This is a genomic window from Bradyrhizobium sp. IC3195, assembly GCF_020193585.1.
GTDB lineage: Bacteria > Pseudomonadota > Alphaproteobacteria > Rhizobiales > Xanthobacteraceae > Bradyrhizobium > Bradyrhizobium yuanmingense.
The window spans coordinates 95,879-118,090 of sequence record NZ_JADYVG010000012.1 but is presented as its reverse complement, the minus strand read 5'-3'; the positions used below and the strand labels follow the sequence as shown (position 1 = coordinate 118,090).

The window sequence follows — 22,212 nt, the reverse complement described above, 5'->3', positions numbered from 1 at the left end:
CACATGGTTGGTTCCAGCCGCCGAGCCTTCCTAGGCTTTGCAACGAGCGCCCTTGCCGCTGCCGCGCTCGGCGCCACCGGCGTTCGCTTGATCGACGTTGCCGAAGCGCTGCCGATCGATCCAGATCCGCGACGCGCCACCACGTCATCAGAACTGATCAAGACGCAGTGGGGACCGCCTCCGCGACCCGGCTGGGGCCCTCCACCGCGCCGTCGCCGCCACCGGCGCTGGGTTTGCTGGTGGCATCGCGGCCGGCGCCGCTGTGGATGGCGTTGGGTCTAGGCGGGTCTCCGAAGCCTTGCGAAGCTGATGGAGGTAACGATGCGCGACAGGAACCAATGGGCGATCGCCGCCTTGCTGGCCGGTCTGCTGGTCGGGGCGAGCTGGTTTTGCGTGTCGGTCTGGCGATCGACGCCGATGCCCCTCTATGGAAACGTCATCCTGACCGGAGCCGTGATTCTCATCCTGATCCTAGGCTGCGGCCTGATCGCGCTGATGTTCTACAGCCATCGCAAAGGTTACGACGAACCAGCCCGCAGCAACAGGACGCAGCGCGAGTAATGCAGTCCGCCAGACGCCGAACGAAGTGACGTCGGCGTTCGGAGCTCTGGAACACGGAGCGGACCATGAACCTTGCTGACGTCGCGACCAGATTACTGGCGGCAGGATTGGTTACGGTCTCGATCGGCGGGACTGTCCGGACCCAGCCGACGCCTTCCACGCCTGCCGTCGGCGTTGTGGAGGCAACGCGCCGGCTGATCACCGAAAGCAACGAGTTCCTCGGCCGAGTTGAGGCGGTCAACCGGGTCAACGTGACGGCCCGTGTCACCGCCGCTCTGGAGCAGCGGCTGTTCAACGAGGGTGCCGAGATCAAAAAGGGCGACCAGCTCTATCGGCTGGAGCGCGGCCCATTCGAGGCCGATCTCGCAGCCAAGCAGGCGCAGGTGGCGCAACTCGAGGCGATGCTGGAAAACGCCAGGCTGACGACGGAGCGCGCGCACACCCTTCTCGGCGGGCCGGCCGGGCAGCAATCGACCTATGACGCCGCGCTCGCCACCCAGCGCAGCTTACAGGCTCAGGTCCAGGCTGCCCAGGCGCAGGTCCAGGCCTCGCAAATCAATCTCGACTACACCGTCATCAATGCTCCGATCGAAGGCAAGATCGGTCGCACGGCGGTAACCGAAGGCAACATCGTCGGGCCCTCCTCCGGCGTGCTGACCACGATCGTCAGCCAGGACCCGATGCACGTCACGTTCCCGGTGCCGCTGCGAGAGGGGCTCGAGCTGCGCGAGCGGTACCTCCCACAAGGCGGCCTCGAGGCGGTGACGATCCGATTGCGGCTGCCCGATGGCCGTATGTACGGTCAGTCCGGCAAACTGAACTTCGTCGACAACAGCATCGCCCAGAACACCGACACGATCACGGTCCGCGGCGAGATTGCCAACCCGATCTTGCGCGCCCCGTCTGCCGCAGGCGTGACCGCGCACGAGCTGACCGACGGCGAGTTCGTCACCGTTCTGCTCGAAGGCGTCCAGCCGATCGAAGTACTTGCGATCCCACGCGCGGCGGTGTTGTCCGACCAGCGCGGCGACTATGTTCTCGTCGTCGGCAAGGACAATAAGGCAGAGCAGCGGCGCGTTCAGCTCGGACAATCGACCGCAACAATTGCCGCCGTCATCGGCGGGCTTGCTGCCGGCGACAAGGTGATCGCCGAAGGGTTGCAGCGGGTTCGCGCGGGTCAGACCGTCGCTCCGGATACAGCAAGCGCACTCCTGCGGTCGAGCATGGACGGCGTAGCGAGCGAGGCGCCACCGCGGAGCGGCCGCGGCACTCCGATCCGGCCCCACGCCGCGGACCGCACTCCATGATATCGGGCGTCTTCGTCGATCGGCCGCGCCTTGCGATAGTGATCGCACTTCTCATCACCATTGCCGGCGCGTTGGCACTCACGCAAATTCCCGTGGCGCAATTTCCGGATATCGTGCCGCCGCAGGTGACCGTCTCCGCGACCTTCCCAGGCGCGTCCGCCGAGGTCGTGGAAAGCAGCGTCGCCCAGCCTCTCGAAGCACAGGTGATCGGCGTCGACCGCGCGCTCTACATGAAATCGACAAGCGGCAATGACGGCAGCTACACGCTCACCATTTCGTTCGCGCATGGCACCAATGCCGACATCAACACGGTCAACGTCAATAATCGCGTGCAGAGCGCCCTGTCGCAGTTGCCGACGGAGGTGCAGCAGCAAGGCGTGAGGGTGCAGAAGCGATCCTCGTCGATCCTGCAGTTCCTCGTGCTCTACAGCGCCGACGGCCAGCAGGATCCCCTCTTCATCACCAACTACGCCATCATCAACGCGCTGGACGCGATCGCGAGCACGCCGGGTGTCGGCCAAGCGAACCTGTTCGCAAAGATGAACTATTCGATGCGAATCTGGTTCGATTCGCAGCGGCTCACCAGCCTCAGCTTGACCCCGTCGGACGTGATTGCCGCGATCCGCGCGCAGAGCGTCCAAGCTGCCGTCGGCCGCATCGGCGCGCGGCCGATCAGCGACGATCAGCAGTTCCAATTCAACGTGCAGACCCTCGGCCGACTCGCCAGCGCCGATCAATTCGCCAACATCGTGCTACGCGCCAATCCCGACGGATCCTCGCTGCTGGTGAAAGACGTCGCGCGCGTCGAGATCGGTGCGCAAAACGTCGACAGCGAGGCGCGGATCGACGGGCGCGCCGCCGTTCCAATCGCAGTCTACCTTGCGCCGGGAGCGAACGCGGTGACCACGGCGCGAGCGGTGGCCGAGACGATGCAACGGCTGTCAACGCGATTTCCGCCTGGACTGAGCTATCTCGTCCAATACGATTCCACGAGCTTCGTTCGGGACACGATCGCGGAGGTCTTGCGGACACTGGCCGAAGCCTTCGTTCTCGTGATGCTGGTCGTCTATATCTTCCTCGGTAGTCTCCGTGCGACGGTGATCCCGGCCATCGCAGTACCGGTGAGCCTGATCGGCACGTTCGCAGTTCTGCTCGCGTTCGGCTATTCGGCCAATACGGTATCGCTGCTCGCGATGGTCCTCGCCATCGGCATCGTCGTCGACGATGCCATCGTCGTCGTGGAGAATGTCGAGCGCGTCATGGCGGCGGAACCAAGCCTGGCTCCAGCCGAAGCCACCAAGAAAGCCATGACCCAGATCACCGCGCCGATCATCGCGATCACTCTGGTGCTGCTCTCCGTGTTCGTGCCGATCGCGTTCATTCCCGGCATTTCGGGCACGTTGTTCCGTCAGTTCGCCGTGACGATCAGCGCCGCAATGTTGATTTCGGCGCTGAACGCCCTGACGCTATCCCCTGCACTGTGCGCGCTGCTGATGCGCCACGGCAGACGGCCCCGCGGCATCATCGGACGTGTACTCGGCGGCATCGACTGGTTGCGCGAGCGCTACGGCAACGGCGTCCGCTACCTCGTGCGCCGGGCCGCGCTCTCGCTGCTGCTGGTTGCCGTCTTCGCCGCCGGCGTCTTCGGTGTCTCGATCATTACTCCGACGGGATTCCTGCCGGAGGAGGACCAGGGCGCCTTCTTCACCTCGGTGCAGCTCCCGGACGGCGCGTCGGTCGCACGCACCAGCCAGGTTACCCGCCAGATCGAAGACGTCCTGAAACAGATGCCGGCCGTCGATCACGTGCTCGCGGTGATCGGCTTTTCACTGCTCGATGGCGTCTCCCAATCGAACAGCGCACTGGTGGTGGCGCGGCTCAAGCCATTTTCCAACCGGACAGCGGCCGCAGACTCGGCGCAGGCGCTAATCTCCAGGACATTCGCAGCCGGTGCCCAGGTACGACAAGCCAATGTGCTGCCGTTCAACCTGCCGCCGATCATCGGCCTCTCCACCGGCGGCGGATTCGAGTACCAGCTTCAAGCTCTGGAAGGACAGGGCCCAGCCGCGATTTCGAGCGTGACAAACGCCCTGATCGGCGCCGCCAACGCCGATTCGCGGCTCACGCGGGTGTTCTCGACCTTCACCGCGACCAATCCGTCGCTCTATCTCGACGTCGACCGGCGAAAGGCCCAAGCGCTAGGCGTCGCGGTCAATGACATCTTCATTGCGCTGCAGGCGACGCTCGGCGGCGTCTACGTCAACAACTTCAACCTGTTCGGACGCACCTGGCAGGTCAACATTCAGGGCGACGCATCCGATCGCGCCCACGTCTCGGATATCTGGCGGATCTACGTGCGCAACAACAAAGGCGAGATGGTGCCGATGCGGGCGCTGGCCGACGTCATGGTCGTAACCGGGCCGCAGGTCATCACTCGCTACAACAATCATCGTTCCGTGACGGTGAACGGCAGCCCTGCGCCGGGGACCTCTTCGGGCACCGCGCTATCCGCGATGGCGCAGATCTCCGACGCCGTTCTGCCGTCCGGCTACGACTTCGCCTGGACCGGCACCGCCTTTCAGGAGCAGGGAGCGGCAGGTCAGACCGGAATCGTGCTCGCGCTGGCCGTGATGTTCGCCTATCTGTTCCTGGTCGCACTTTACGAGAGCACGGTGATCCCGATCCCGGTGCTGCTGTCGGTGGTCGTCGGTGTGCTCGGATCTTATTTCGGCATCATGATTGCGCGCCTCAATCTCGACCTCTATGGCCAGATCGGCCTCGTTGTGCTGATCGCTCTTGCCGCCAAGAACGGCATCCTGATCGTCGAGTTTGCGAGGGAACAGCGGGAGGCGGGTATCCCGATCTGTGAGGCCGCGGTTCAGGGTGCCCATATGCGTTTTCGTGCGGTCATGATGACGTCACTTGCGTTCATCCTCGGCCTTCTGCCGCTGGTCATTGCGACCGGAGCTGCCGCGCTGAGCCGCAGAGCAGTGGGCACCGCTGTCTTCGCTGGTATGCTCGCAGCAAGCTCGATCGGGATCTTCCTGGTGCCGATGCTCTACGTCACCTTCCAGCGCATACGGGAGCGCGCGAAAGGCACAATCAAAAGCGGCTAAGAATGCCCGATCCTAACAAAAACATAGAACGTAACGAAAGAATGTCGTCTGGCTTAGATGAGCTACTTCGATGATTGAGGAGTACGCTGCCGGATTACGAGAGATTATTAGTAAGCTGCGCAGAAAATTGAACCAAGTTTACCCGGGTAGAGCTTTCATAGAGCGCTATTTCCACAGTTGGCACCCCGATTCCTGCTCCGCCGGTGTACAGAGAATCCCTAATGTACGGGACAGACGGCGTCTCTAAGCTGGCGGACTGGAAGGCTCGGGGATCCCGTTCAATCCGCGGAACGTACTTCTACGCGGGTCCTTTGGTGCAACGGAGCTCACATCAAGCGGAAGCTGGCGCAAGTCGAATGTAACAGCATAGGGACCCGACCTTGCCACGAATATTCTGATGAATGGCTCTCGCCAAATGGTCACGGTCCGATGGTCGTCGGTCGAGCGAATCGGAACGAACTCGTGTGCGGCGTGACAACTCCCGCCGGGCTCCGCGCCGCTGGCGAGAGAATACGACATGCTAGGAAGGAACACTGCAAATGCGGATAGCCGAGTGTGCCACGATCATTGTTGCGACGTGCACCTTTCTCACGCCGGCAGAGCCGCAAGAGCGGATTGCAGTCACCGTCTTCGAGAACGTGCGCATCTTTGACGGGAAGAGCCAGACGCTTTCCGTCCCATCGAATGTCGTCATCCGCGGAAACATCATCGAGCGGATCGTGACCGCTCCCATTCCAACCGATCGTCGCGTGGACGCCCGCGTCATACAAGGCGGTGGACGCGTGCTGATGCCCGGGCTCAGCGACATGCACTGGCACGCGATGATGGTCCGTCCGACACCCGCGCAGATGCTGTCGAGCGACCTCGGATATACGACCCTGCTGGCCAGCGCGGAAGCGACAGCGACACTGATGCGCGGATTCACGACAGTCAGGGACATGGGCGGCCCCACCTTCTCACTCAAACGCGCGATCGATGAAGGTCTCGTCCCGGGTCCTCGCATCTATCCATCGGGAGCCGTCATCACGGTCACCGGCGGCCATGGAGACTTCCGCGAGCTTTGGGAGCTGCCGCAAAGTCAGGGCGGAACAAGCCGCGTCGAACAGCTCGGCGGAAGCATCATCGCGGATGATCCCGACGAGGTCCGCAAGCGCGTGCGCGAACAGCTCATGCAGGGCGCGTCCCAGGTCAAGCTGACGGCAGGGGGAGGCGTCGCCTCGCCTTTCAGCCCACTTGATGTGACCACATTCAGCGAAGCGGACTTGCGCGCGGCCGTCGAAACCGCCACCGATTGGGGGACGTATGTTGCAACACACGCATATACACCGAGCGCAATTCGACGTTCCATCGCCGCGGGCGTCAAAGTGATCGAACATGGTCATCTCATGGATGAACCGACTGCACGCCTCATCGCCGAAAAGCAAATCTGGCTGAGCACTCAGCCGTTCGTAGACCTCGGCGGCGCAGCCATGCTCCCCCCCGCCCAACAGGCGCAGATGCGCCAGGTTGTTGCGGGAACGGACACCGTGTACGGGTTCGTCAAGAAGTTTGGGATCAAGACTGCCTTTGGAACAGATATCCTCTTCTCGAAGCCACTGGCCGAGCATCAGGGTCAGGGCATCGTAGACCTCACGCGGTGGTTCACGCCGGCGGAAGCGCTGACGATGGCGACCTCAACCAATGGAGAGCTGCTCGCGCTTTCCGGTGCGCGGAATCCTTATCCCGGCAGGATCGGAGTGGTCGAGGAAGGCGCATTGGCCGATCTCCTGCTCGTCGATGGCAATCCGCTGGAAGACATTCGCCTTATCGAGGACCCGGCAAATAGGCTTGTCGTCATCATGAAGGACGGGATCATCTACAAAGACACCAATCCCAAGTGACCTATTCTCACGGCTGCGCCTGTGACCGATAGTGATGGCCTATCACCCTGCCTGACGGACATCAAACCGGATATTTCAACAACCAGCGCAGACCTTTCGCTTGGGTAAGCCGAGATTGATCGACTCCAAGGGCCTGACCGACTTCATGAGCTCCGAGTCCACGAAGTGGGCCGGGATCATCAAGAAGATCGGCATCGAGCCGATGTAGCGATGCTTGGCGAAGACCTTTCGTTCCAATCCGCTTGGCGCCTCCAACCTGACCGCATCATGATCTATATGCTGCGCGGTTGCGTTCCTCTGCATGCCGGCCTCGCAATACGCGACCGGCACCGTCGTCGCCATCGATGGCGGCTTTCTGGCAGGATAGTCAGCCGTCTCCGATCGGCCGCAGATCGTGCCAGAGTTGAAGATGCGGAAGCTCGACAAGGATGCCGTGCGTGGTCCTCTCGCCGCCCTAGGAGTGAGCAGGCCCGGACGGCGCCACGTCCAAGCGGACCGCGATCCCGTCCAGATCCGGGGTCGGCGCTGGATAATGCATCATGACGAGCGGATCGTGACCTGGAACGATGTGGTCCGCATCCGGCGCTGCGGCGCGCAGCTTGTCGAACCCCACCAGCATGTCGCCGACATGAAACGCCGTCGTAAAGGGACGCTCGCTGGTCAGGTTTTCGTAGAAATGACTGACGTCGGAAGCGAGCACGACCGGGCCGCGGCGCGTGTTGGCCCGGACGAATTGAAGCCCGGCGGAATGTCCCCCCGCCGCATGGACCGTCAGCCCGGGAGCGATCTCAGCATCGCCATCGTAGAACAGGACGCGGCGCGCATAGTTCAGCCGCACGATGCCGCAAACGTCCTCGACCTCGAAAGAATGCGACAACCTCGGATATTGCATGTAGCGGCCGGTGGCGTAGGCAAGCTCGCGCTCCTGGAGATGAAATCGTGCGTTCGGAAAGCGGTCGAAATTGCCGGCGTGGTCGTAGTGCAGATGTGTGAGGATCACGTCCTTGATCTCGGCCGGCTCGATATCGAACGCCACAAGAGTCTCCACTGGGCAGCGCAAGAATGTCCGCCTGCGCTGCTTCGCAATTTCGGCGTTGAATCCGGTATCGATGACGAAGGTGCGCCCACCTCCCCGCGCCAGCCACATGAAATAGTCCATCGGCATCGGCCCGTCATGCGGATCGCCGCCGATGAAGTGGTCGCTCCGCTGCGCATCCCGCGTTGCGTAGCGGATGGCGAAGAGTTCGTAGATCGGGTCAGCCATGGATTTGCTCAGGAGCCGGCCGCGTCGACCTCGTTGAAGGCCTCGCGTGCGTTGCGGAAGGCGTCGATGCCGGCGGGCACGCCGCAATAGACCGCGACCTGGAGCAGGATCTCCTTGATCTCCTCCTTGGTCAGCCCGTTCTTCAACGCGCCCTTCACGTGCAGCTTCAGCTCGTGCGGCCGGTTCAGTGCGCCGAGCATCGCCAAATTGACGATCGAGCGCGTGCGACGGTCGACGCCGGGTCGCGTCCACAGCGCGCCCCAGCAGAATTCGGTGGACCATTCCGCCATCGTGCGCGTGAACTCGTCGGCACCGGCGATCGATTTGTTGACGTAGTCCTCGCCGAGCACCTCCTTGCGGACTTTGAGGCCCTTTTCGAACAGTTCGGTCTTGGTCATGATCGTCCCTTTCACGTCGTGCGAGAGTCTAGTTGGAAGTTGTTCGGCGCATCGCCGAGGGCGGCCGCAACGATCGCAGCAGTTCGGCGACGTCAGCCACCGCATCGAGACGCCAGACGGCGTCGATGACACCGTCCGCGTCCCAATTGCTCTGGCCCGTTCGCACGCTTTCGCGCAGCTTGGCCTCGAGATCGCGATCTTCAAGCGGCGCTGCCCGGCTGCCGCGCGGCGAGATGACGGTCTCGGTGAAAACCTCGCCGGACGACAGGCGCACGGTCGCGCGTGCCGCACCATCCGGCATCCCGTCATCCCACTCCGCCCTCACCTTCTGCCGCAGCTGCACGATATCGGGCCGGACGACCGTCTCGCGTGCAAACTCGGCGACGCCGGCTCTGCCGAGCAGCAATCCGCACGCCACGCAATGATGGATGCTGACGCGCGCATCGCGCTCGTTGTTGACGGGGCGGTCGCCGCGCGCAAGCAGCAGCGTCGAGCCTTGAACGGTCACGGTGTCAATCTGGTCGAATCGCCGACCGATCCGCTCCCGCAACTGAAGGCAGGCATCAATGACCGCATGAAAAACGATGCCGGCGGGGTAGGGCTTGTAGGTGTTCCTGGCGATCTCAAAGGTCTTGCCGAGACCATCAAGCAAGCGGGCAATATCCGGCTCGTCACCCATGGTGCGTGCCCAACCGAGCGGGCCTTCAATGGCGTGGGGGGCCGCCTCATAACCCTGCTCTGCAAGCAGCGCCGCAAACAAACCGTTGCGCGCCGCGTTGCCGACGCTGACATTCTTCGCGGCACTGGGCAGGTTCTCGACATTGCCTGCCGACTGGCTCGCCGCGAGCCCGATGGCATTCGCAATGCCCTCCGCGGGCAGACCCAATAGTTTGGCGCAAGCCGCCGCGGCGCCAAAGATCCCGCAGGTCGAGGTGATGTGCCAGCCGCGCGCATAATGGCGCGGCGAAACGGCGGCGCCGATGCGGCATTCGACGTCCACACCGAGGATGAACGCCGTCAACAATTCGCGTCCAGACAGTTTATGCGTCTCCGCGAGTGCGAGGACTGGAGCTGCGACCGGTGCCGCCGGATGAATGATCGTCTCGGGATGGGTGTCATCGAAATCGAGCAGATTGGCCGAGATGGCGTTGAGAAACGATGCGCACATCGCGTCCATCGGCTGCGAATGACCGATGACCGTCGCGGTCGCGGCGCCGCTGAACGGCGACAGGGTGCACATCGCCGCCATCACCACCGGATCGCGTGCGGAGCCGAGTGCCGTGGCGAAGAAATTCAGAATCGAGCGCCGCGCCTCGCCGGTCTGCGCCTCCACGTCCGCCCACGACGTCGCCGCGACGAAATCGGCGAGCGTCCTGCTCACGCTGGGAATTGGGTCTTGCGGCACGCGGGGCGTCTTCCTCGTTTTTCGGACCTTATGCCGATCCGCGGCAAACTGTCGACCCCAAATGTTATGCTTGACAGCTTGTCTGACAATCATAACAATCCGGCACGCTGGCACGGGAACCCGCCGCCGCAACGACGGCGGTCGTCAGGGCCGGCCGGCGAACTGACAACGACAAGATCAAGACGGCGCGCCCCGCGTGGGATCGCGCGACAGGGAGTGAACGATGGCGGGAGAGACGCTCGGTGTGATCGGAACGGGCCGCATGGGCGGCCCCATGGCGGGGCGGTTGATGGACGCGGGCTATTCGCTCGTCGTCTACGACACGCAGACCGACGCGACGCAGCCGCTGGTCAAGCGCGGCGCCTTGGTCGGCAAGTCGCCGGCCGACGTCGCCTCGCGCGCCGACATCGTGCTCGCCAGTCTGCCGACGCCCGACATCGTCAAGGGCGTCACTCTCGGCGAGGACGGCATCAGCAGCGGCAACCGCGCCAAGATCGTCGTTGATCTCTCGACCTCTGGTCCCGGCGCGGCGAAGCTCGTTGCGGAAGGGCTGAAAGCCAAAGGCATGACGCTGGTCGATGCGCCCGTCAGCGGCGGCATCAAGGGCGCCGTGAACGGCACGCTCGCCGTTATGGTATCGTGCCCGCAAGCGACTTACGACATCGTGCAGCCGATCCTGAAGAATTTCGGCAAGCTGTTCTACACCGGCGACAAGCCCGGCGTGGCGCAGACCGCCAAGCTCGCCAACAATCTGATGGCGGCGGCGGCACTGGTGATCACGTCGGAAGCGGTCGCCATGGGCGTCAAGGGCGGCGTCAACGCCAAGGTGCTGATCGATATCATCAACGCCAGCAGCGGCCGCAACAGCGCCTCCGAAGACAAATTTCCCCGTTCGGTGCTGCCGGGCACGTTCGATTTCGGATTCGCCACCGGCCTTTCCTACAAGGACGTCCGTCTCTGCGTGGACGAGGCCGAGGCCATGGGCGTGCCGATGGTCTGCGGCGCAGTGGTACGGCAGATGCTGGCGATCACCAACGCCAAATACGGCCCGTCATCCGATTTCACCTCGATCGCCAAGGTGCTCGAGGAGTGGGCCGGGGTCGAGATGCGCGGCTGAGCGCAAGAGCCTTTGGGAGAAACACTTGCGATGACGAACAGCCCGACCGGATCAGGCAAGGTATCGCTCGCGCGCCAGATGGCGCGGAGCGCACTTGCCGTTGATCTCGGAGATTTCGGGCCTGAAGTGGTCGCCAAGGCCAAGCTCTGCCTGCTCGACTTCCTGTCCTGCGCCTTCGAGGCGGGCCATCATCCCTGGAGTCGTCAGGCAATCGCGGTCGCACAAGGTGGCGGCAGCGCAACCATCGTCGGAATGTCGCGACTCTCCTTGCCGGCCGATGCCGCCTTCGCCAATGCCGTGATGGGGCACGGACTCGTGCGGGAAGACATGCATGCCGCCAGCATTGCGCACCACGGCGTGGTGATCTGGCCCACATTGCTCGCGCTGTCCGAACAGTCGCAGCTGCACGGCTCAAGGCTGCTCGCAGCCGCGATAATCGGCTATGAGACCGGCGCGCGGATCGGCCGCGCGTTGCTGACCTCCGATCTCGCCCGGCTCTATCGTCCGACCGGCCTCGTGGCCCCTCTGGGCGCGGCGCTCGCCGGAAGTTTCGCGCTCAACCTGTCCGAAGACGCAGCGACCAGCGCCATCGCGATCGCAGCCAACACGTCCAGCGGTCTCAACGAGTGGCCGCATGCAGGCGGCTCCGACATGTATTTTCATCCGGGCTTCGCCGCCAGCAATGCGATCAAGGCAATCGGCCTCGCCGCAGCCGGCGCTTTCGGCTCCGAAACGATCCTCGAAGGCGAAGCGGGCCTGTTCGCCGCCTATGGTCGCCGGGCCGCGCCCGACAGCATCGCGCTGTTCCCGAATGGCGAATGCGAGATCATGGCGGTCTACAACAAGCCGGTCCCGGCCTGCAATTTCGCGCAGACCGCCGCGCAAGCGGCCCTTCGCGTCTCGCACGAACTCGCCGGCACCGAGGAGATCGACAGCGTCGTCGTTCGCGCTCCCGATGCCGCCGTGCGCTATCCTGGGTGCGCCTCCACCGGCCCGTATCGGAACGCGCTCCAGGCCAAGATGAGCATTCCCTTCAGCGTCGCGGCCACCCTCGTGAGGGGCGAGATCGAGGAAGGCAACTACGCCGAACTCGATGATGTCGATATCATCCGCCTGGTTGCGATCACGAAGCTTGAGCCGGATGTCGGCTTCACCACCGCGTTCCCCGACAAGCAGGGCGCGGATGTGACCGTGCATCTGCAGAGCGGCCGGACGATCCGGCACGCGCTACCCGACGTCATCGCCGCAACGCCTTCAGATATTCGCACGCGCTTTCGCACTGCCGCTCAGGGAGTCCTCGGTGAGGACCGCACGTGCCAGTTGGAGCAACTCATCGAGAGCTGCGAACGGCTCGGCAACGCCGGCGATATCGCAGCACTATGCCGCCTGGACACGGCGGAACGGGTTTTACGATCGGCATCATAAGAAGTGCCGGAGAGTACGGGGGAAACATGGTCGACTTCGAGACCCGCTTAGGTTCGTCAGCCGCGCGGAGGCGAAGCTGATGGAAGGATTTTTGCAAGCGCTCGCCGCGGGCCTTCTGATCGGCGCCGTCTACGGCCTGATGTGCGTCGGGCTCGGCCTGATCTTCGGCGTCATGCGCGTCATTAACTTCGCCCATGGCGATTTCATGATGCTCGGCATGTACACTGCCTTCTATCTGTTCACCGCCGCCGGCGTTCAGTCGTTCTTCGGCAATGCCGTCGGACCGTTCGTCTCCATCCTGCTGGCCGGCCCCGTGCTTGCCGTATTCGGCTACTTCGTCCACCGGGCACTGATCTCGCACGTCTCGGGGACGCGCACCGCCTCGCTCGAAGGCGAGGGACACTACGCCCAGCTGATCCTCACGCTCGGCATCGCGCTGATCCTGCAGAACGGCGGCCTCATCGTGTTCGGCTCGGTGCTGGCCTCGATCCGCACGCCGCTGTCGAGCTCGGCGTGGGAGCTCGGCCCCTTCTTCGACATGAGCATCTTTCTCAACAAGGCCCGCAGCATCGACATGATCGTTTCGCTGGTCATGATGATCCTGCTTTCGCTGCTGATCACGCGCACGCGGATCGGCAAATCGCTTCGCGCCGCCGCGGATAATCCGACCGCCGCGACCTATATGGGCATCGACGTCGACCGCGCGCACCGAACCGCCTTCGCGCTCGGCTGCGGCATCACGGCGATCGCCGGCGGCCTCCTCGCTACGAACTATCCGTTCCACCCGTTCGTCGGCCTCGAATACGTCATCGTCATGTATGCGGGCGTCGTGCTCGGCGGCATGGGCAGCATCATCGGCGCGTTCTGGGGCGGCATGACGATCGGGCTCGTGCAGCAGATGTCGACGCTGATCCTGCCGACGCAGCTGCAGAACGCCGCGATCTTCGCCGTCTTCCTCCTCATCATCTTCTTTCGACCGCAAGGCTTCTTCGGGCGGATGGTGGAGAGGACGTGATCATGCTCCGGATGCGCTCCTTTCTTCCTCCCCTGCTCTTCACCATCGCCTATGCTGCGCTGTCGCTCGGCGTCACCAACTCCTACTACCAGCTCATCCTGACGCTGGTGCCGGTGTGGGCGGTGTTCGGCCTCTCCTGGAACCTGCTCAGCGGCTACACCGGGCTGATCTCGTTCGGCCACGCCGCGTTCTTCGGCATCGGCGCCTATGCAACCGCGCTTGGCCAGATCTACTTCGACATCTCCCCCTGGCTGCTGATCCCCATTGCCGCCGTGCTTGGCGGCATCGCCGGGCTGCTGATCGGATTTCCGACCTTCCGCCTCCAGGGCCACTATTTCGCCCTGGCGATGCTCGCCTACCCGCTTGCCATCCTCTACGTGTTCGAGTGGCTCGGCTTCCAGGAGGTGACCCTTCCGATCAAGCGCGACGCGCCGATCGCCTACATGCAATTCGCCGATCCGCGCATCTACACGCTGCTGGGACTCGCAATCATGCTTGCCACCATCGTGCTGACGCAATTCATCGAGCGCTCCCGCTTCGGCATGGCACTGCTCGCAATCAAGCAGAACGAGGCCGCCGCCGAGGCAGCCGGGATCAATACGCTCGCCTGGAAGCTGCGCGCGATTACGCTTAGCGGGGCCATTGCCGCGGCGATCGGCGGCTTTTACGCGCAGGTGTTATTGGTCGTGACGCCGCAATCGGTGTTCGGCATGCTGGTGTCGGCCCAGGCGCTGACGGTCGCGATGTTCGGCGGCGTCGGCACGGTCTGGGGGCCGGTGATCGGCTCCGTGATCCTGATCCCGCTCGCCGAGATACTGCATGCCGAAGCCGGCGCGCGCTTCCCCGGCATCCAGGGCGTGATCTTCGGCTTCGCCATCGTCTGCGTCATCCTGCTGGCCCCGGAAGGCCTGTTCTGGAAGCTGCGCGATCTCCTGCGCAAACGGATCGCGCCTAAGGCGCCTGCCTCCGACCTGCCCGAAACATCGGCTGCCAACGTCACCACGCTGAAGCCCGCACCGCGACAGCGGGCTGCCACCGGGGAAGTCATGCTCGAAGTCAAGAACCTGTCGCGGTCCTTCGGCGGCCTCAAGGCCGTGCAGGATGTCAGCTTCAAGCTGCACCAGAACGAGATCCTCGGCATCATCGGCCCCAATGGCGCCGGCAAGACCACGCTGTTCAATCTCCTCAACGGCTTCCTGAAACCGAGCGAGGGCGAGGTCTTGATCGATGGCCGCAACATGTCCGGCCAACGGCCGCACGTGATCTGCGAGGCCGGCATCGGCCGCACCTTCCAGGTGATGCGACCATTCCTGCGCATGTCGATCCTCGACAATGTCGTGGTCGGTGCCTATGTGCGCGCGCGGTCCGACGACGAAGCCCGCAAGCTTGCCGCCGATGCAGTTGCCCGTGTCGGGCTCTCTGCCGTCGCCGACCGTGTCGCCGGCGAGCTTTCGACCAAGGAGCTGCGGCTGATGGAGCTTGCCCGCGCGATCGCCGGCCAACCACGCATCCTGCTGCTCGACGAGACCCTCGCGGGCCTCGGCCACGGCGAGGCGGACGAGGTCGTCGCCGTGATCCAGCAGCTCGCGCGCGACGGCATGACCATCGCGATCATCGAGCACACGATGCAGGCGATGGTCCGGCTGGTCGACAGGTTCGTCGTACTCGACCACGGCGCCGTCATCACCGAAGGCCTGCCGGAAGTGGTGACGCGCGACAACCGGGTGATCGAGGCCTATCTCGGCAAGAAATGGGTGGGCCATGCTGCGAATTGAGGGATTGAGCGCGGGCTATTCCGCCAAACCCGTGCTGAACGACATCTCGATCAATGTCGGCGCCGGCCAGTTCGTCGCCATCGTCGGGCCAAACGGCGCCGGCAAGACCACGCTGTTCAAGACCATCTCCGGCATCGTCAAGCCGAGCGGCGGGGCCATCACCTTCGACGGCGTCGACCTCCTCGCAGTGCCGCCGCCGCAGCGCGCCCATCTCGGCATCGCCCACGTCCCCGAGGGCCGCCAGGTCTTTCCCTCGCTGACCGTGATGGAGAATCTGGAGATGGGTGCGATGACGGAGAGCGGTCGACGCGACTGGCAGAGCAACATCGAGCGCATCTTCGAATGGCTTCCGGTGCTGAAGGAGCGTCGCAGCCAGTTCGCGGGCACGATGTCAGGCGGCCAGCAGCAGATGCTCGCGATCGGCCGCGGCCTCGCCTCCTCGCCGAAACTCTTGATGCTGGACGAACCCTCGATGGGGCTGGCGCCCTCAACCGCCGACTTCATCTTCGATCGGCTGATCGAGATTCGCCGCCAGTCCGGGCTGACCATGCTGCTGGTCGAGCAGCGCGTCGCGGAAGCGCTGGAATCCGCGGACCACGGCTACGTCCTCGAAGCCGGCCATGTCGTGCTCGAAGGCAACAACGACACGCTGCGCGCCGACGACCGCGTGCGCAAGGCCTATCTCGGCATGTGACAACCATAAAAAAGACCAGGGAGTAAACAAAATGAACAAGACATCGGAGGGACTCTCGCGACGGACCGTGCTGTCCGGCGCCGCCGCCGTGGGCCTTGCCGGCGTGGCACGCGCGCAGACACCGGCCGAGATCAAGGTCGGGCTGATCGTGCCGCTGTCGGGCATCTACACCCGCCCCGGCCAGGTGATGAAGATGGGCGCCGAGATGGGTATCGAGCACATCAACGCGCAGGGCGGCATCAAGGCGCTCGGCGGCGCCAAGCTGAAGCTCGTCGTGATCGATTGCGGCGACACCACCGAGAAGGCCAAGAACGCGGCGCAACGCATGGTGGCGCAGGAGCCGGATCTCGTCGCTGCCACCGGCTCCTATCTCTCGTCCTTCACGCTGGCGGTCACCGAGGTGACCGAGCGTGCCGAGCTGCCGGTGCTGACGCTGTCCTATTCGGACCTTCTGACCGACCGCGGTTTCAAATACATCTTCCAGACCGCCGCGACCGCGAGCCGCCAGTCCGAGCTCGGATTGCCGACTCTGATGAAGCTCGCGGAGAACGCCTCGGGCAAGAAGCCGAAGACGGTCGCGATGCTGATGGACAACACCGCGACTTCGGTTGCCACGGCCAAGGCGCTGAAGGAGAAGCTGTTCGCGCAGGAAGGCCTCCAGCTCGTCGTCGAGGAAGTCTGGACCCCGCCGCTGTCGGATGCGACGCCGCTGATCCAGAAAGTCCGCTCGGCCAAGCCCGATCTGCTGCTGTTCATGCCGAACGCGGTGTCGGACGCCAAGCTGGGGCTCGAGAAGATCAGCGAGTTTGGCCTTGGCCAGGGCAAGATCCCGACCGTGTCCTTCAGCATCACCATCGCCGAACCGGACATGCTGCAGAGCGTGAGCCCGGAGACAGTGCAGGGCATCATGACCATCGTCGCCAATTGGGGCTCGAAAGGTCACGAGGCGCTGATCGCCGAGCTCAAGGCGAAATACAAGGAGCCCTGGATGACGCAGAACGTCATCTCGACCTATGGCGACATGTGGCTGATGAAGGAAGCCTTGGAAAAGGCCGGTAAGGCCGACCGCAATGCGGTCGCGCAGGCCTTCCGCACCATGGATGCCGGACCGTCGAAATACTATCCCGGCGGACAGCTCAAGTTCGACGAGAAGGGCCGCAGGGTCGGCGCCGGCGTCGTCATCGTGCAATGGCAATCGGGCGTGCCAGTCACCGTCTATCCGCCCGAGCTCGCGCAGGCGCAGCCGTTCTGGCCGAAGAAATAGCATCGCACGCTTTTCAGGGAGGAGGATTGTCATGAGAACAACGAGCAAGATCAGGATCACCCGTCGAACACTGCTTGCGGGCGCGTCCGGCACGCTGATCGCATCCCGTGCCTGGGCACAGCAGCCATCTGAGGTGAAAGTCGGCCTCTTGGTGCCGATCTCCGGCATCTACGCCCGTCCCGGCACGGTGATGCGTCAGGGCGCCGAGATGGCGGTCGAGCACATCAACGCGCAAGGCGGAGTCAAGGCGCTCGGCGGCGCCAAGCTGAAGCTCCTGGTGCTCGATTCCGGCGACACAACTGAGAAGGCCAAGAACGCCGCCCAGCGTATGGTGGCGCAGGAGAGCGACCTGGTCGCGGCAAGCGGCGCCTACCTGTCATCCTTCACGCTCGCGGTCACCGAGGTCACGGAACGCGCCAACTTGCCCGTCCTCACCCTCTCCTACTCCGATCTGATCACGGATCGCGGCTTCAAATACGTATTCCAGACCTCGGCCACGGCAGCCTCACAGGCCCGTCAGGCCTTGCCGCAAATCATCAAGCTGGCCGAGACGGCATCGGGCAAGCGGCCGAAGACGGTCGCGATCCTCACCGACAACACGGCCGCGTCGATCGCCTCGGCGAAATCGATGCGCGAGGGCCTCTTGGCAGAGAACCAGCTGCAGCTGATCGTGGACGAGACCTTCACGCCGCCGCTGGCGGACGCGACGTCGCTGGTTCAGAAGATTCGCTCGGCCAAGCCCGACCTGCTCTTCTTCCTGCCGACGGTGATCTCCGACGCCAAGCTGCTGCTCGAGAAGATGAACGAGTTCGGCCTCGGCCAGGGCAAGGTGCCGACCATCTCGTTCGGCATCGCCATCGCCGAGCCTGACATGCTGCAGACCGTGAGCCCGGAACTGCTCCAGGGAGTCCTGACCTGCGTTGCGAGCTGGGGCGCCAAGGGCCACGAGGCGCTGATCGCCGAGTTGAAGACCCGCTACAAGGAGCCGTGGATGACGCAGAATGCGATCTCCACCTATGGCGACATGTGGGTGATCAAGGACGCGCTGGAGAAGGCCGGCAAGGCCGACCGCGTTGCCGTCGGCGAAGCGCTGCGCACCATGGATGCAGGCCCCTCGAAATATTACCCGCTCGGCGAGATCAAGTTCGACCAGAAAGGCCGCCGCGTCGGCGCCGGCATGACCATCGTGCAGTGGCAATCCGGCGTGCCGGTGACGGTGTTCCCGCCTGAGCTTGCGCTGGCCAAACCGTTCTGGCCGAAGACCTGAGAACGCCCGAACGAGAAACGGAGAACAGAATGGACAAGGCGACCTACGACCGCGGCCTCGAAATCCGCAAAAGCGTGCTCGGCAGCGAGTTCGTCGACAAGGCGATCGCGTCCGCGGACGAGTTCAACCGCCCGATGCAGGATCTGACCACCGAGTATTGCTGGGGTTACGTCTGGGGCCGCGAAGGGCTGACGCGAAAGACGCGCAGCTTCCTCAATCTGGCGATGCTCTGCGCGCTCAACCGTCCGCACGAACTGAAGACCCACGTCCGCGGCGCCCTCGCCAATGGCGCGACCAAAGAGGAGATCCGCGAGGTCTTCATGCAGGTCGCGATCTATTGCGGCGTGCCGGCCGGCGTGGACGCGTTCCGCAACGCGAAGGAAGTCTTCGCCGAGCTCGACAAGAAATAAGGGCGGGCGGGCTGCGATGAAGGGCAAATGGGCACTCGTGACCGGCGCGACCGCAGGCCTTGGCCTCGCCATCGCGGAAGGCCTGGCCGGCGCGGGCTGCAACATTGTCCTGCACGACCTCGTTGCGCCGAAGCAGCCCGCGGACGACCTCAGCGCCCGCTTCGGCATCGAGGTCATCCCCGCCGCTGCCGATCTGTCCGGGCGCGACGACATCGAGAGCATGATGGTCGGCCTGCTCGACCGCTGCGGAGTCATCGACATCCTTGTCAACAACGCCGTTGTCAGGCATTTCTCGACGATCGAGCAGTTTCCACCCGATCGCTGGGACCAGGCGCTCGCTGTTAACCTGTCGGCGCCGTTCCACCTGATCCGCCTTGCGCTGCCCGCGATGAAGCAGCGCGGCTGGGGCCGGATCATCAATATCGGCTCGATCTATTCGAGCCGCGCGGTCGAAGATCGCATCGACTACGTCACGACCAAAGCGGCAATCCTCGGCATGACCCGCGCGGTGGCCATCGAGACCGCCCGCAGCGGAATCACCTGCAACGCGCTCTGCCCGGGTACGCTGCCGACGCCGGCGATCCTGAACAAGATCGCGACGATGGCAGCGAATAGCGGACGCCCCGTCGATGACGTGACCCGCGAATATCTTGGCGAGCGCCAGCCGACGCAGCGCTTCGTCGAAATGGATGCGGTCGCCGCCATGGTCATCTTTCTCTGCGGCACCGCGGCAAATGACATCACCGGCGCCAGCCTGCCCATCGACGGCGGCTGGTCAATCGCATGAGAGCATTGGAATGGGAGTGCTGAGATGACCGAACAACCAGGCCAGACCGTCGTCCTGACCGGCGCTGCCGGCGGCATGGGACGTGCCATCACCAAGGCGCTGCTGGACAGCGGCCGCCGCGTCGTGCTGGTCGATCGTGACGCCGAGGCGCTTCAGCAGCTGGCGGCCACCGTCGGCGACAGGGTGTTTCCGATTCAGCTCGACGTCAGCGATTTCCGGAACGTGGATAGTCTGCCGGAGGCCATCCCTGCTCATTTCAAGCCGGTCGAAATCCTCATCAACAATGCCGGGCATGACATCGGCGGCCGGACACGCTTCGACGCCGGCTCCGCCGACGACTGGTCCAACATCATCCAGACCAACCTGATTGGCCTGATGCGCGTCACCCGCGCGATCCTCCCCGACATGGTCAAGCGCAACGCCGGCCATATCGTCAACATCAGCTCCATCAACGCCGTCCGTATAGTCCCGGATATGGCGGCCTACAGCACCAGCAAGGCGGGCGTGCACATGTTCACCGAGACCCTCCGGGGCGAGCTGGCGGACACCGCGATCCGGGTCACCGAGCTCCAGCCCGGCCTGACCAGGACCAACATCATCCTGACCCGCTACCGCGGCGACAAGCAGAAGGAAAAGGACTATTTCGACCAGTTCAGGATGGCGCTTGAGCCGGCCGACATCGCCCGCTCGATCGTGTTCGCCCTGGATCAGCCCGCCCACGTTCAAATTGCCGAAATGATGATTCTGCCTGTAAACCGGTATTGAATCATTCCAACCAAGGCCCGGACATGGAAAGACGCCGCGAATTGCAGTCGACACTCCGCATCGATGACGTACCGACCGTCCGAGCGATGGTGGCGCAAAAGCTGCGCGAGGCGATCATGTCCGGCACGCTGAAACCGGGCCAGCGCCTGGTCGAGCGCGAGCTCTGCGAGATGATGGGCGTCAGCCGCCCCTCGATCCGCGAAGCACTACGCGCCCTCGAGGCCGACGGGCTGGTCAATACGGTCCCTCACCGCGGCCCTGTGGTCTCCACGATCAGCCTGGAGGAGGCCCGGCAGCTCTACGCCGCCCGCGCGGTGCTCGAAGGCTTCGCCGGCCGTGAATGCGCCAGGCTTCACGACCCGGAAGTGGCTCGCCGGATCGGGGAAGCCCTGACCCGGCTGAAGGCAGCCGCAGCCAAGCAGGACCTCGTCGGATGCCTGGAAGCCAAGACCGACTTTTACGCCGCTCTGATCGGTGGCTGCCGCAACGCGTTCATCGAGCGCATGCTCAAGCCGCTGCATGACCGAATCCAGCTGTTGCGGATCACCTCGATGTCGCAGCCGAAGCGGATCAACAAGAGCTTGCGCGAGGTTACCGCGATCTGGCGCGCGATCCAGAACGGCGATGCGGACCTCGCCGAGCGCTGCTGCGTCGACCACATCAATGCGGCTGCGGTGGCCGCGCTCGACATGATAGAAAAATCGTCGGCAGCCAAGGAGGCGGCGCCTTCCGACGACTAAAACATTGCCGCCAGGGAGTGTTCGATGACGTATCTCGTACGATCGCTGATCCTGCTTGTCCTGCTCTATCCCTGCCGCGCAGCCATTGCGGAAGACTACCCCACCCGCCCGGTCACGATGATCGTGCCGTTCTCAGCTGGCGGTCCCGGCGACGTGATCGCACGCATCCTCGGCGGCGCGATGAGTGCGACGCTGAAACAGTCGATCGTGATCGAAAACGTCGTCGGCGCCGGCGGCACGCTCGGCACCAACCGTGTCGCCAAGGCGGCCGCCGACGGCTACACGCTGCTGCTGATGCATGTCGGCCAGGCCACCGCGCCGGCCCTCTACGCCAAGCTGCCGTTCGATCCGGTCGGCGATTTCGCCCCGATCGGGCTCGTCACCGACGTCCCGATGATCCTCGTGGCGCGGCCGAACTTTCCTGCCAAGGATCTCAACGAGCTCATTGCGCGGATCCGCAATGCCGGCGACAAGATCACCTTCGGCAATGTCGGTCTCGGCTCGGCCTCACAGCTCTGCGGCTTGATGTTCATGAGCACCACCGATACCAAGCTCACCCCGATCTACTACAAGGGCGGCGGCCCAGCGCTGAACGACGTCATCGCCGGCCACATCGACGTTTATTGCGACCCTGCAACCGGGCCGACGCCTTATATTCAGTCGAACACGATCAAGGGCTACGCGATCACGAGCAAGAAGCGGGTTGCAACGCTGCCGAACGTGCCGACCTCGGCCGAGGCCGGCCTTCCCGCGTTCGACGTGACGACCTGGTATGGCCTCTACGCCCCGCGCGGCACGCCGAAGCCCGTAGTCGACCAACTCGTCGGCGCGCTGCAGACCGCGCTGAAGGATCCCGCCCTGATCGATCGGTTTGGTGAGCTCAGCATGTCCCCGGTTGAACCCGAACGCGCGACGCCGGAAGCCCTTGAAGCCTTTCTCAAGGCTGAGATCGGCAAATGGGGAAGGATTATCAAGGCAGCCGGGATCGAGCCGCAATAGGTTAGTTAGAGCGGATCGACCCC

19 protein-coding genes are annotated in these 22,212 nt (G+C 64.0%); 16 read left to right on the top strand and 3 right to left on the bottom strand.

Features of this window, described 5'->3' with window-relative positions; genetic code table 11:
• Positions 1-321: 321 nt before the first annotated feature.
• The 4 genes from I6F09_RS22730 (at position 322) to I6F09_RS22715 (ending at position 6,864) form a co-directional block, all read left to right on the top strand.
• Positions 322-561 carry a hypothetical protein gene (locus tag I6F09_RS22730; protein WP_063822473.1) on the top strand — a complete coding sequence of 80 codons (240 nt, stop codon included), beginning with the start codon at positions 322-324 and terminating at the stop codon, positions 559-561.
• Positions 562-626: 65 nt separating this feature from the next.
• Entirely contained in the window at positions 627-1,868 is a 1,242-nt protein-coding gene (locus tag I6F09_RS22725) for an efflux RND transporter periplasmic adaptor subunit (protein WP_225189092.1), read from the top strand.
• Complete coding sequence (locus I6F09_RS22720) at positions 1,865-4,984, top strand: multidrug efflux RND transporter permease subunit (protein WP_225189091.1); 3,120 nt, start codon at positions 1,865-1,867, stop codon at positions 4,982-4,984. Before I6F09_RS22725 ends, I6F09_RS22720 begins: the two co-directional genes overlap by 4 nt.
• Positions 4,985-5,523: 539 nt before the next feature.
• Complete coding sequence (locus I6F09_RS22715) at positions 5,524-6,864, top strand: amidohydrolase family protein (protein ID WP_225189090.1); 1,341 nt, start codon at positions 5,524-5,526, stop codon at positions 6,862-6,864.
• A 454-nt stretch (positions 6,865-7,318) separates the two neighbouring features.
• Here I6F09_RS22715 and I6F09_RS22710 read toward each other — a convergent pair whose 3' ends face one another.
• The 3 genes from I6F09_RS22710 to I6F09_RS22700 are packed head-to-tail and all read right to left on the bottom strand — an operon-like array spanning position 7,319 to position 9,907.
• Positions 7,319-8,128: an N-acyl homoserine lactonase family protein gene (locus tag I6F09_RS22710; RefSeq protein ID WP_109145135.1), complete on the bottom strand. Its 810-nt coding sequence runs from the start codon at positions 8,126-8,128 to the stop codon at positions 7,319-7,321.
• Positions 8,129-8,136: 8 nt separating this feature from the next.
• A complete protein-coding gene (locus I6F09_RS22705) occupies positions 8,137-8,526 on the bottom strand; it encodes a carboxymuconolactone decarboxylase family protein (protein WP_036011521.1) in 390 nt (129 codons plus the stop codon).
• Positions 8,527-8,554: 28 nt separating this feature from the next.
• Complete coding sequence (locus tag I6F09_RS22700; RefSeq protein ID WP_225189112.1) at positions 8,555-9,907, bottom strand: MmgE/PrpD family protein; 1,353 nt, start codon at positions 9,905-9,907, stop codon at positions 8,555-8,557.
• Positions 9,908-10,154: 247 nt separating this feature from the next.
• Between I6F09_RS22700 and I6F09_RS22695 the strand changes: the two genes are divergently transcribed.
• The 12 genes from I6F09_RS22695 to I6F09_RS22640 all read left to right on the top strand — a co-directional run bounded on the left by I6F09_RS22695 (position 10,155) and on the right by I6F09_RS22640 (position 22,189).
• A complete protein-coding gene (locus I6F09_RS22695; RefSeq protein ID WP_225112286.1) occupies positions 10,155-11,048 on the top strand; it encodes an NAD(P)-dependent oxidoreductase in 894 nt (297 codons plus the stop codon).
• A gap of 30 nt (positions 11,049-11,078) precedes the next feature.
• Positions 11,079-12,473: an MmgE/PrpD family protein gene (locus I6F09_RS22690; protein WP_225157901.1), complete on the top strand. Its 1,395-nt coding sequence runs from the start codon at positions 11,079-11,081 to the stop codon at positions 12,471-12,473.
• A gap of 79 nt (positions 12,474-12,552) precedes the next feature.
• The gene (locus I6F09_RS22685; protein ID WP_036035780.1) at positions 12,553-13,488 is read left to right on the top strand and encodes a branched-chain amino acid ABC transporter permease; all 936 of its coding nucleotides are present in this window, start codon (positions 12,553-12,555) and stop codon (positions 13,486-13,488) included.
• A gap of 2 nt (positions 13,489-13,490) precedes the next feature.
• On the top strand, positions 13,491-15,263 hold the full coding sequence (locus I6F09_RS22680; protein WP_225128799.1) for a branched-chain amino acid ABC transporter ATP-binding protein/permease: 1,773 nt from the start codon (positions 13,491-13,493) through the stop codon (positions 15,261-15,263).
• Entirely contained in the window at positions 15,250-15,957 is a 708-nt protein-coding gene (locus I6F09_RS22675; protein WP_036011537.1) for an ABC transporter ATP-binding protein, read from the top strand. The genes I6F09_RS22680 and I6F09_RS22675 overlap by 14 nt, the downstream gene beginning before the upstream one ends.
• Before the next feature lie 31 nt (positions 15,958-15,988).
• Entirely contained in the window at positions 15,989-17,221 is a 1,233-nt protein-coding gene (locus tag I6F09_RS22670) for an ABC transporter substrate-binding protein (RefSeq protein ID WP_128262831.1), read from the top strand.
• A gap of 31 nt (positions 17,222-17,252) precedes the next feature.
• Positions 17,253-18,488, top strand: coding sequence for an ABC transporter substrate-binding protein (locus I6F09_RS22665; RefSeq protein ID WP_225157900.1), 1,236 nt, complete (start codon positions 17,253-17,255; stop codon positions 18,486-18,488).
• Positions 18,489-18,517: 29 nt separating this feature from the next.
• Positions 18,518-18,898: a carboxymuconolactone decarboxylase family protein gene (locus tag I6F09_RS22660; RefSeq protein WP_036011548.1), complete on the top strand. Its 381-nt coding sequence runs from the start codon at positions 18,518-18,520 to the stop codon at positions 18,896-18,898.
• A 16-nt stretch (positions 18,899-18,914) separates the two neighbouring features.
• Positions 18,915-19,685: an SDR family oxidoreductase gene (locus I6F09_RS22655; protein ID WP_225151588.1), complete on the top strand. Its 771-nt coding sequence runs from the start codon at positions 18,915-18,917 to the stop codon at positions 19,683-19,685.
• 24 nt (positions 19,686-19,709) lie between these two features.
• Positions 19,710-20,450 carry an SDR family oxidoreductase gene (locus I6F09_RS22650; RefSeq protein ID WP_225157899.1) on the top strand — a complete coding sequence of 247 codons (741 nt, stop codon included), beginning with the start codon at positions 19,710-19,712 and terminating at the stop codon, positions 20,448-20,450.
• A 23-nt stretch (positions 20,451-20,473) separates the two neighbouring features.
• Positions 20,474-21,190 (top strand): GntR family transcriptional regulator, encoded by a 717-nt coding sequence (locus I6F09_RS22645; protein WP_050991723.1) that lies wholly within the window; start codon positions 20,474-20,476, stop codon positions 21,188-21,190.
• Between the two features lie 24 nt (positions 21,191-21,214).
• Positions 21,215-22,189, top strand: a complete 975-nt coding sequence (locus I6F09_RS22640) for a tripartite tricarboxylate transporter substrate-binding protein (protein ID WP_225189089.1) — start codon at positions 21,215-21,217, stop codon at positions 22,187-22,189.
• Positions 22,190-22,212: the final 23 nt, after the last annotated feature.

What these genes read in the sequence shown, in the direction of transcription:
- I6F09_RS22710 (WP_109145135.1), bottom strand. Translation starts at nt 8,128, where the DNA reads ATGGCTGACCCGATCTACGAACTCTTCGCCATCCGCTACGCAACGCGG.
- I6F09_RS22645 (WP_050991723.1), top strand. Translation starts at nt 20,474, where the DNA reads ATGGAAAGACGCCGCGAATTGCAGTCGACACTCCGCATCGATGACGTA.
- I6F09_RS22660 (WP_036011548.1), top strand. Translation starts at nt 18,518, where the DNA reads ATGGACAAGGCGACCTACGACCGCGGCCTCGAAATCCGCAAAAGCGTG.
- I6F09_RS22720 (WP_225189091.1), top strand. Translation starts at nt 1,865, where the DNA reads ATGATATCGGGCGTCTTCGTCGATCGGCCGCGCCTTGCGATAGTGATC.
- I6F09_RS22640 (WP_225189089.1), top strand. Translation starts at nt 21,215, where the DNA reads ATGACGTATCTCGTACGATCGCTGATCCTGCTTGTCCTGCTCTATCCC.
- I6F09_RS22665 (WP_225157900.1), top strand. Translation starts at nt 17,253, where the DNA reads ATGAGAACAACGAGCAAGATCAGGATCACCCGTCGAACACTGCTTGCG.
- I6F09_RS22690 (WP_225157901.1), top strand. Translation starts at nt 11,079, where the DNA reads ATGACGAACAGCCCGACCGGATCAGGCAAGGTATCGCTCGCGCGCCAG.
- I6F09_RS22675 (WP_036011537.1), top strand. Translation starts at nt 15,250, where the DNA reads ATGCTGCGAATTGAGGGATTGAGCGCGGGCTATTCCGCCAAACCCGTG.
- I6F09_RS22715 (WP_225189090.1), top strand. Translation starts at nt 5,524, where the DNA reads ATGCGGATAGCCGAGTGTGCCACGATCATTGTTGCGACGTGCACCTTT.
- I6F09_RS22730 (WP_063822473.1), top strand. Translation starts at nt 322, where the DNA reads ATGCGCGACAGGAACCAATGGGCGATCGCCGCCTTGCTGGCCGGTCTG.
- I6F09_RS22685 (WP_036035780.1), top strand. Translation starts at nt 12,553, where the DNA reads ATGGAAGGATTTTTGCAAGCGCTCGCCGCGGGCCTTCTGATCGGCGCC.
- I6F09_RS22655 (WP_225151588.1), top strand. Translation starts at nt 18,915, where the DNA reads ATGAAGGGCAAATGGGCACTCGTGACCGGCGCGACCGCAGGCCTTGGC.
- I6F09_RS22705 (WP_036011521.1), bottom strand. Translation starts at nt 8,526, where the DNA reads ATGACCAAGACCGAACTGTTCGAAAAGGGCCTCAAAGTCCGCAAGGAG.
- I6F09_RS22670 (WP_128262831.1), top strand. Translation starts at nt 15,989, where the DNA reads ATGAACAAGACATCGGAGGGACTCTCGCGACGGACCGTGCTGTCCGGC.
- I6F09_RS22680 (WP_225128799.1), top strand. Translation starts at nt 13,491, where the DNA reads ATGCTCCGGATGCGCTCCTTTCTTCCTCCCCTGCTCTTCACCATCGCC.
- I6F09_RS22695 (WP_225112286.1), top strand. Translation starts at nt 10,155, where the DNA reads ATGGCGGGAGAGACGCTCGGTGTGATCGGAACGGGCCGCATGGGCGGC.
- I6F09_RS22650 (WP_225157899.1), top strand. Translation starts at nt 19,710, where the DNA reads ATGACCGAACAACCAGGCCAGACCGTCGTCCTGACCGGCGCTGCCGGC.
- I6F09_RS22725 (WP_225189092.1), top strand. Translation starts at nt 627, where the DNA reads ATGAACCTTGCTGACGTCGCGACCAGATTACTGGCGGCAGGATTGGTT.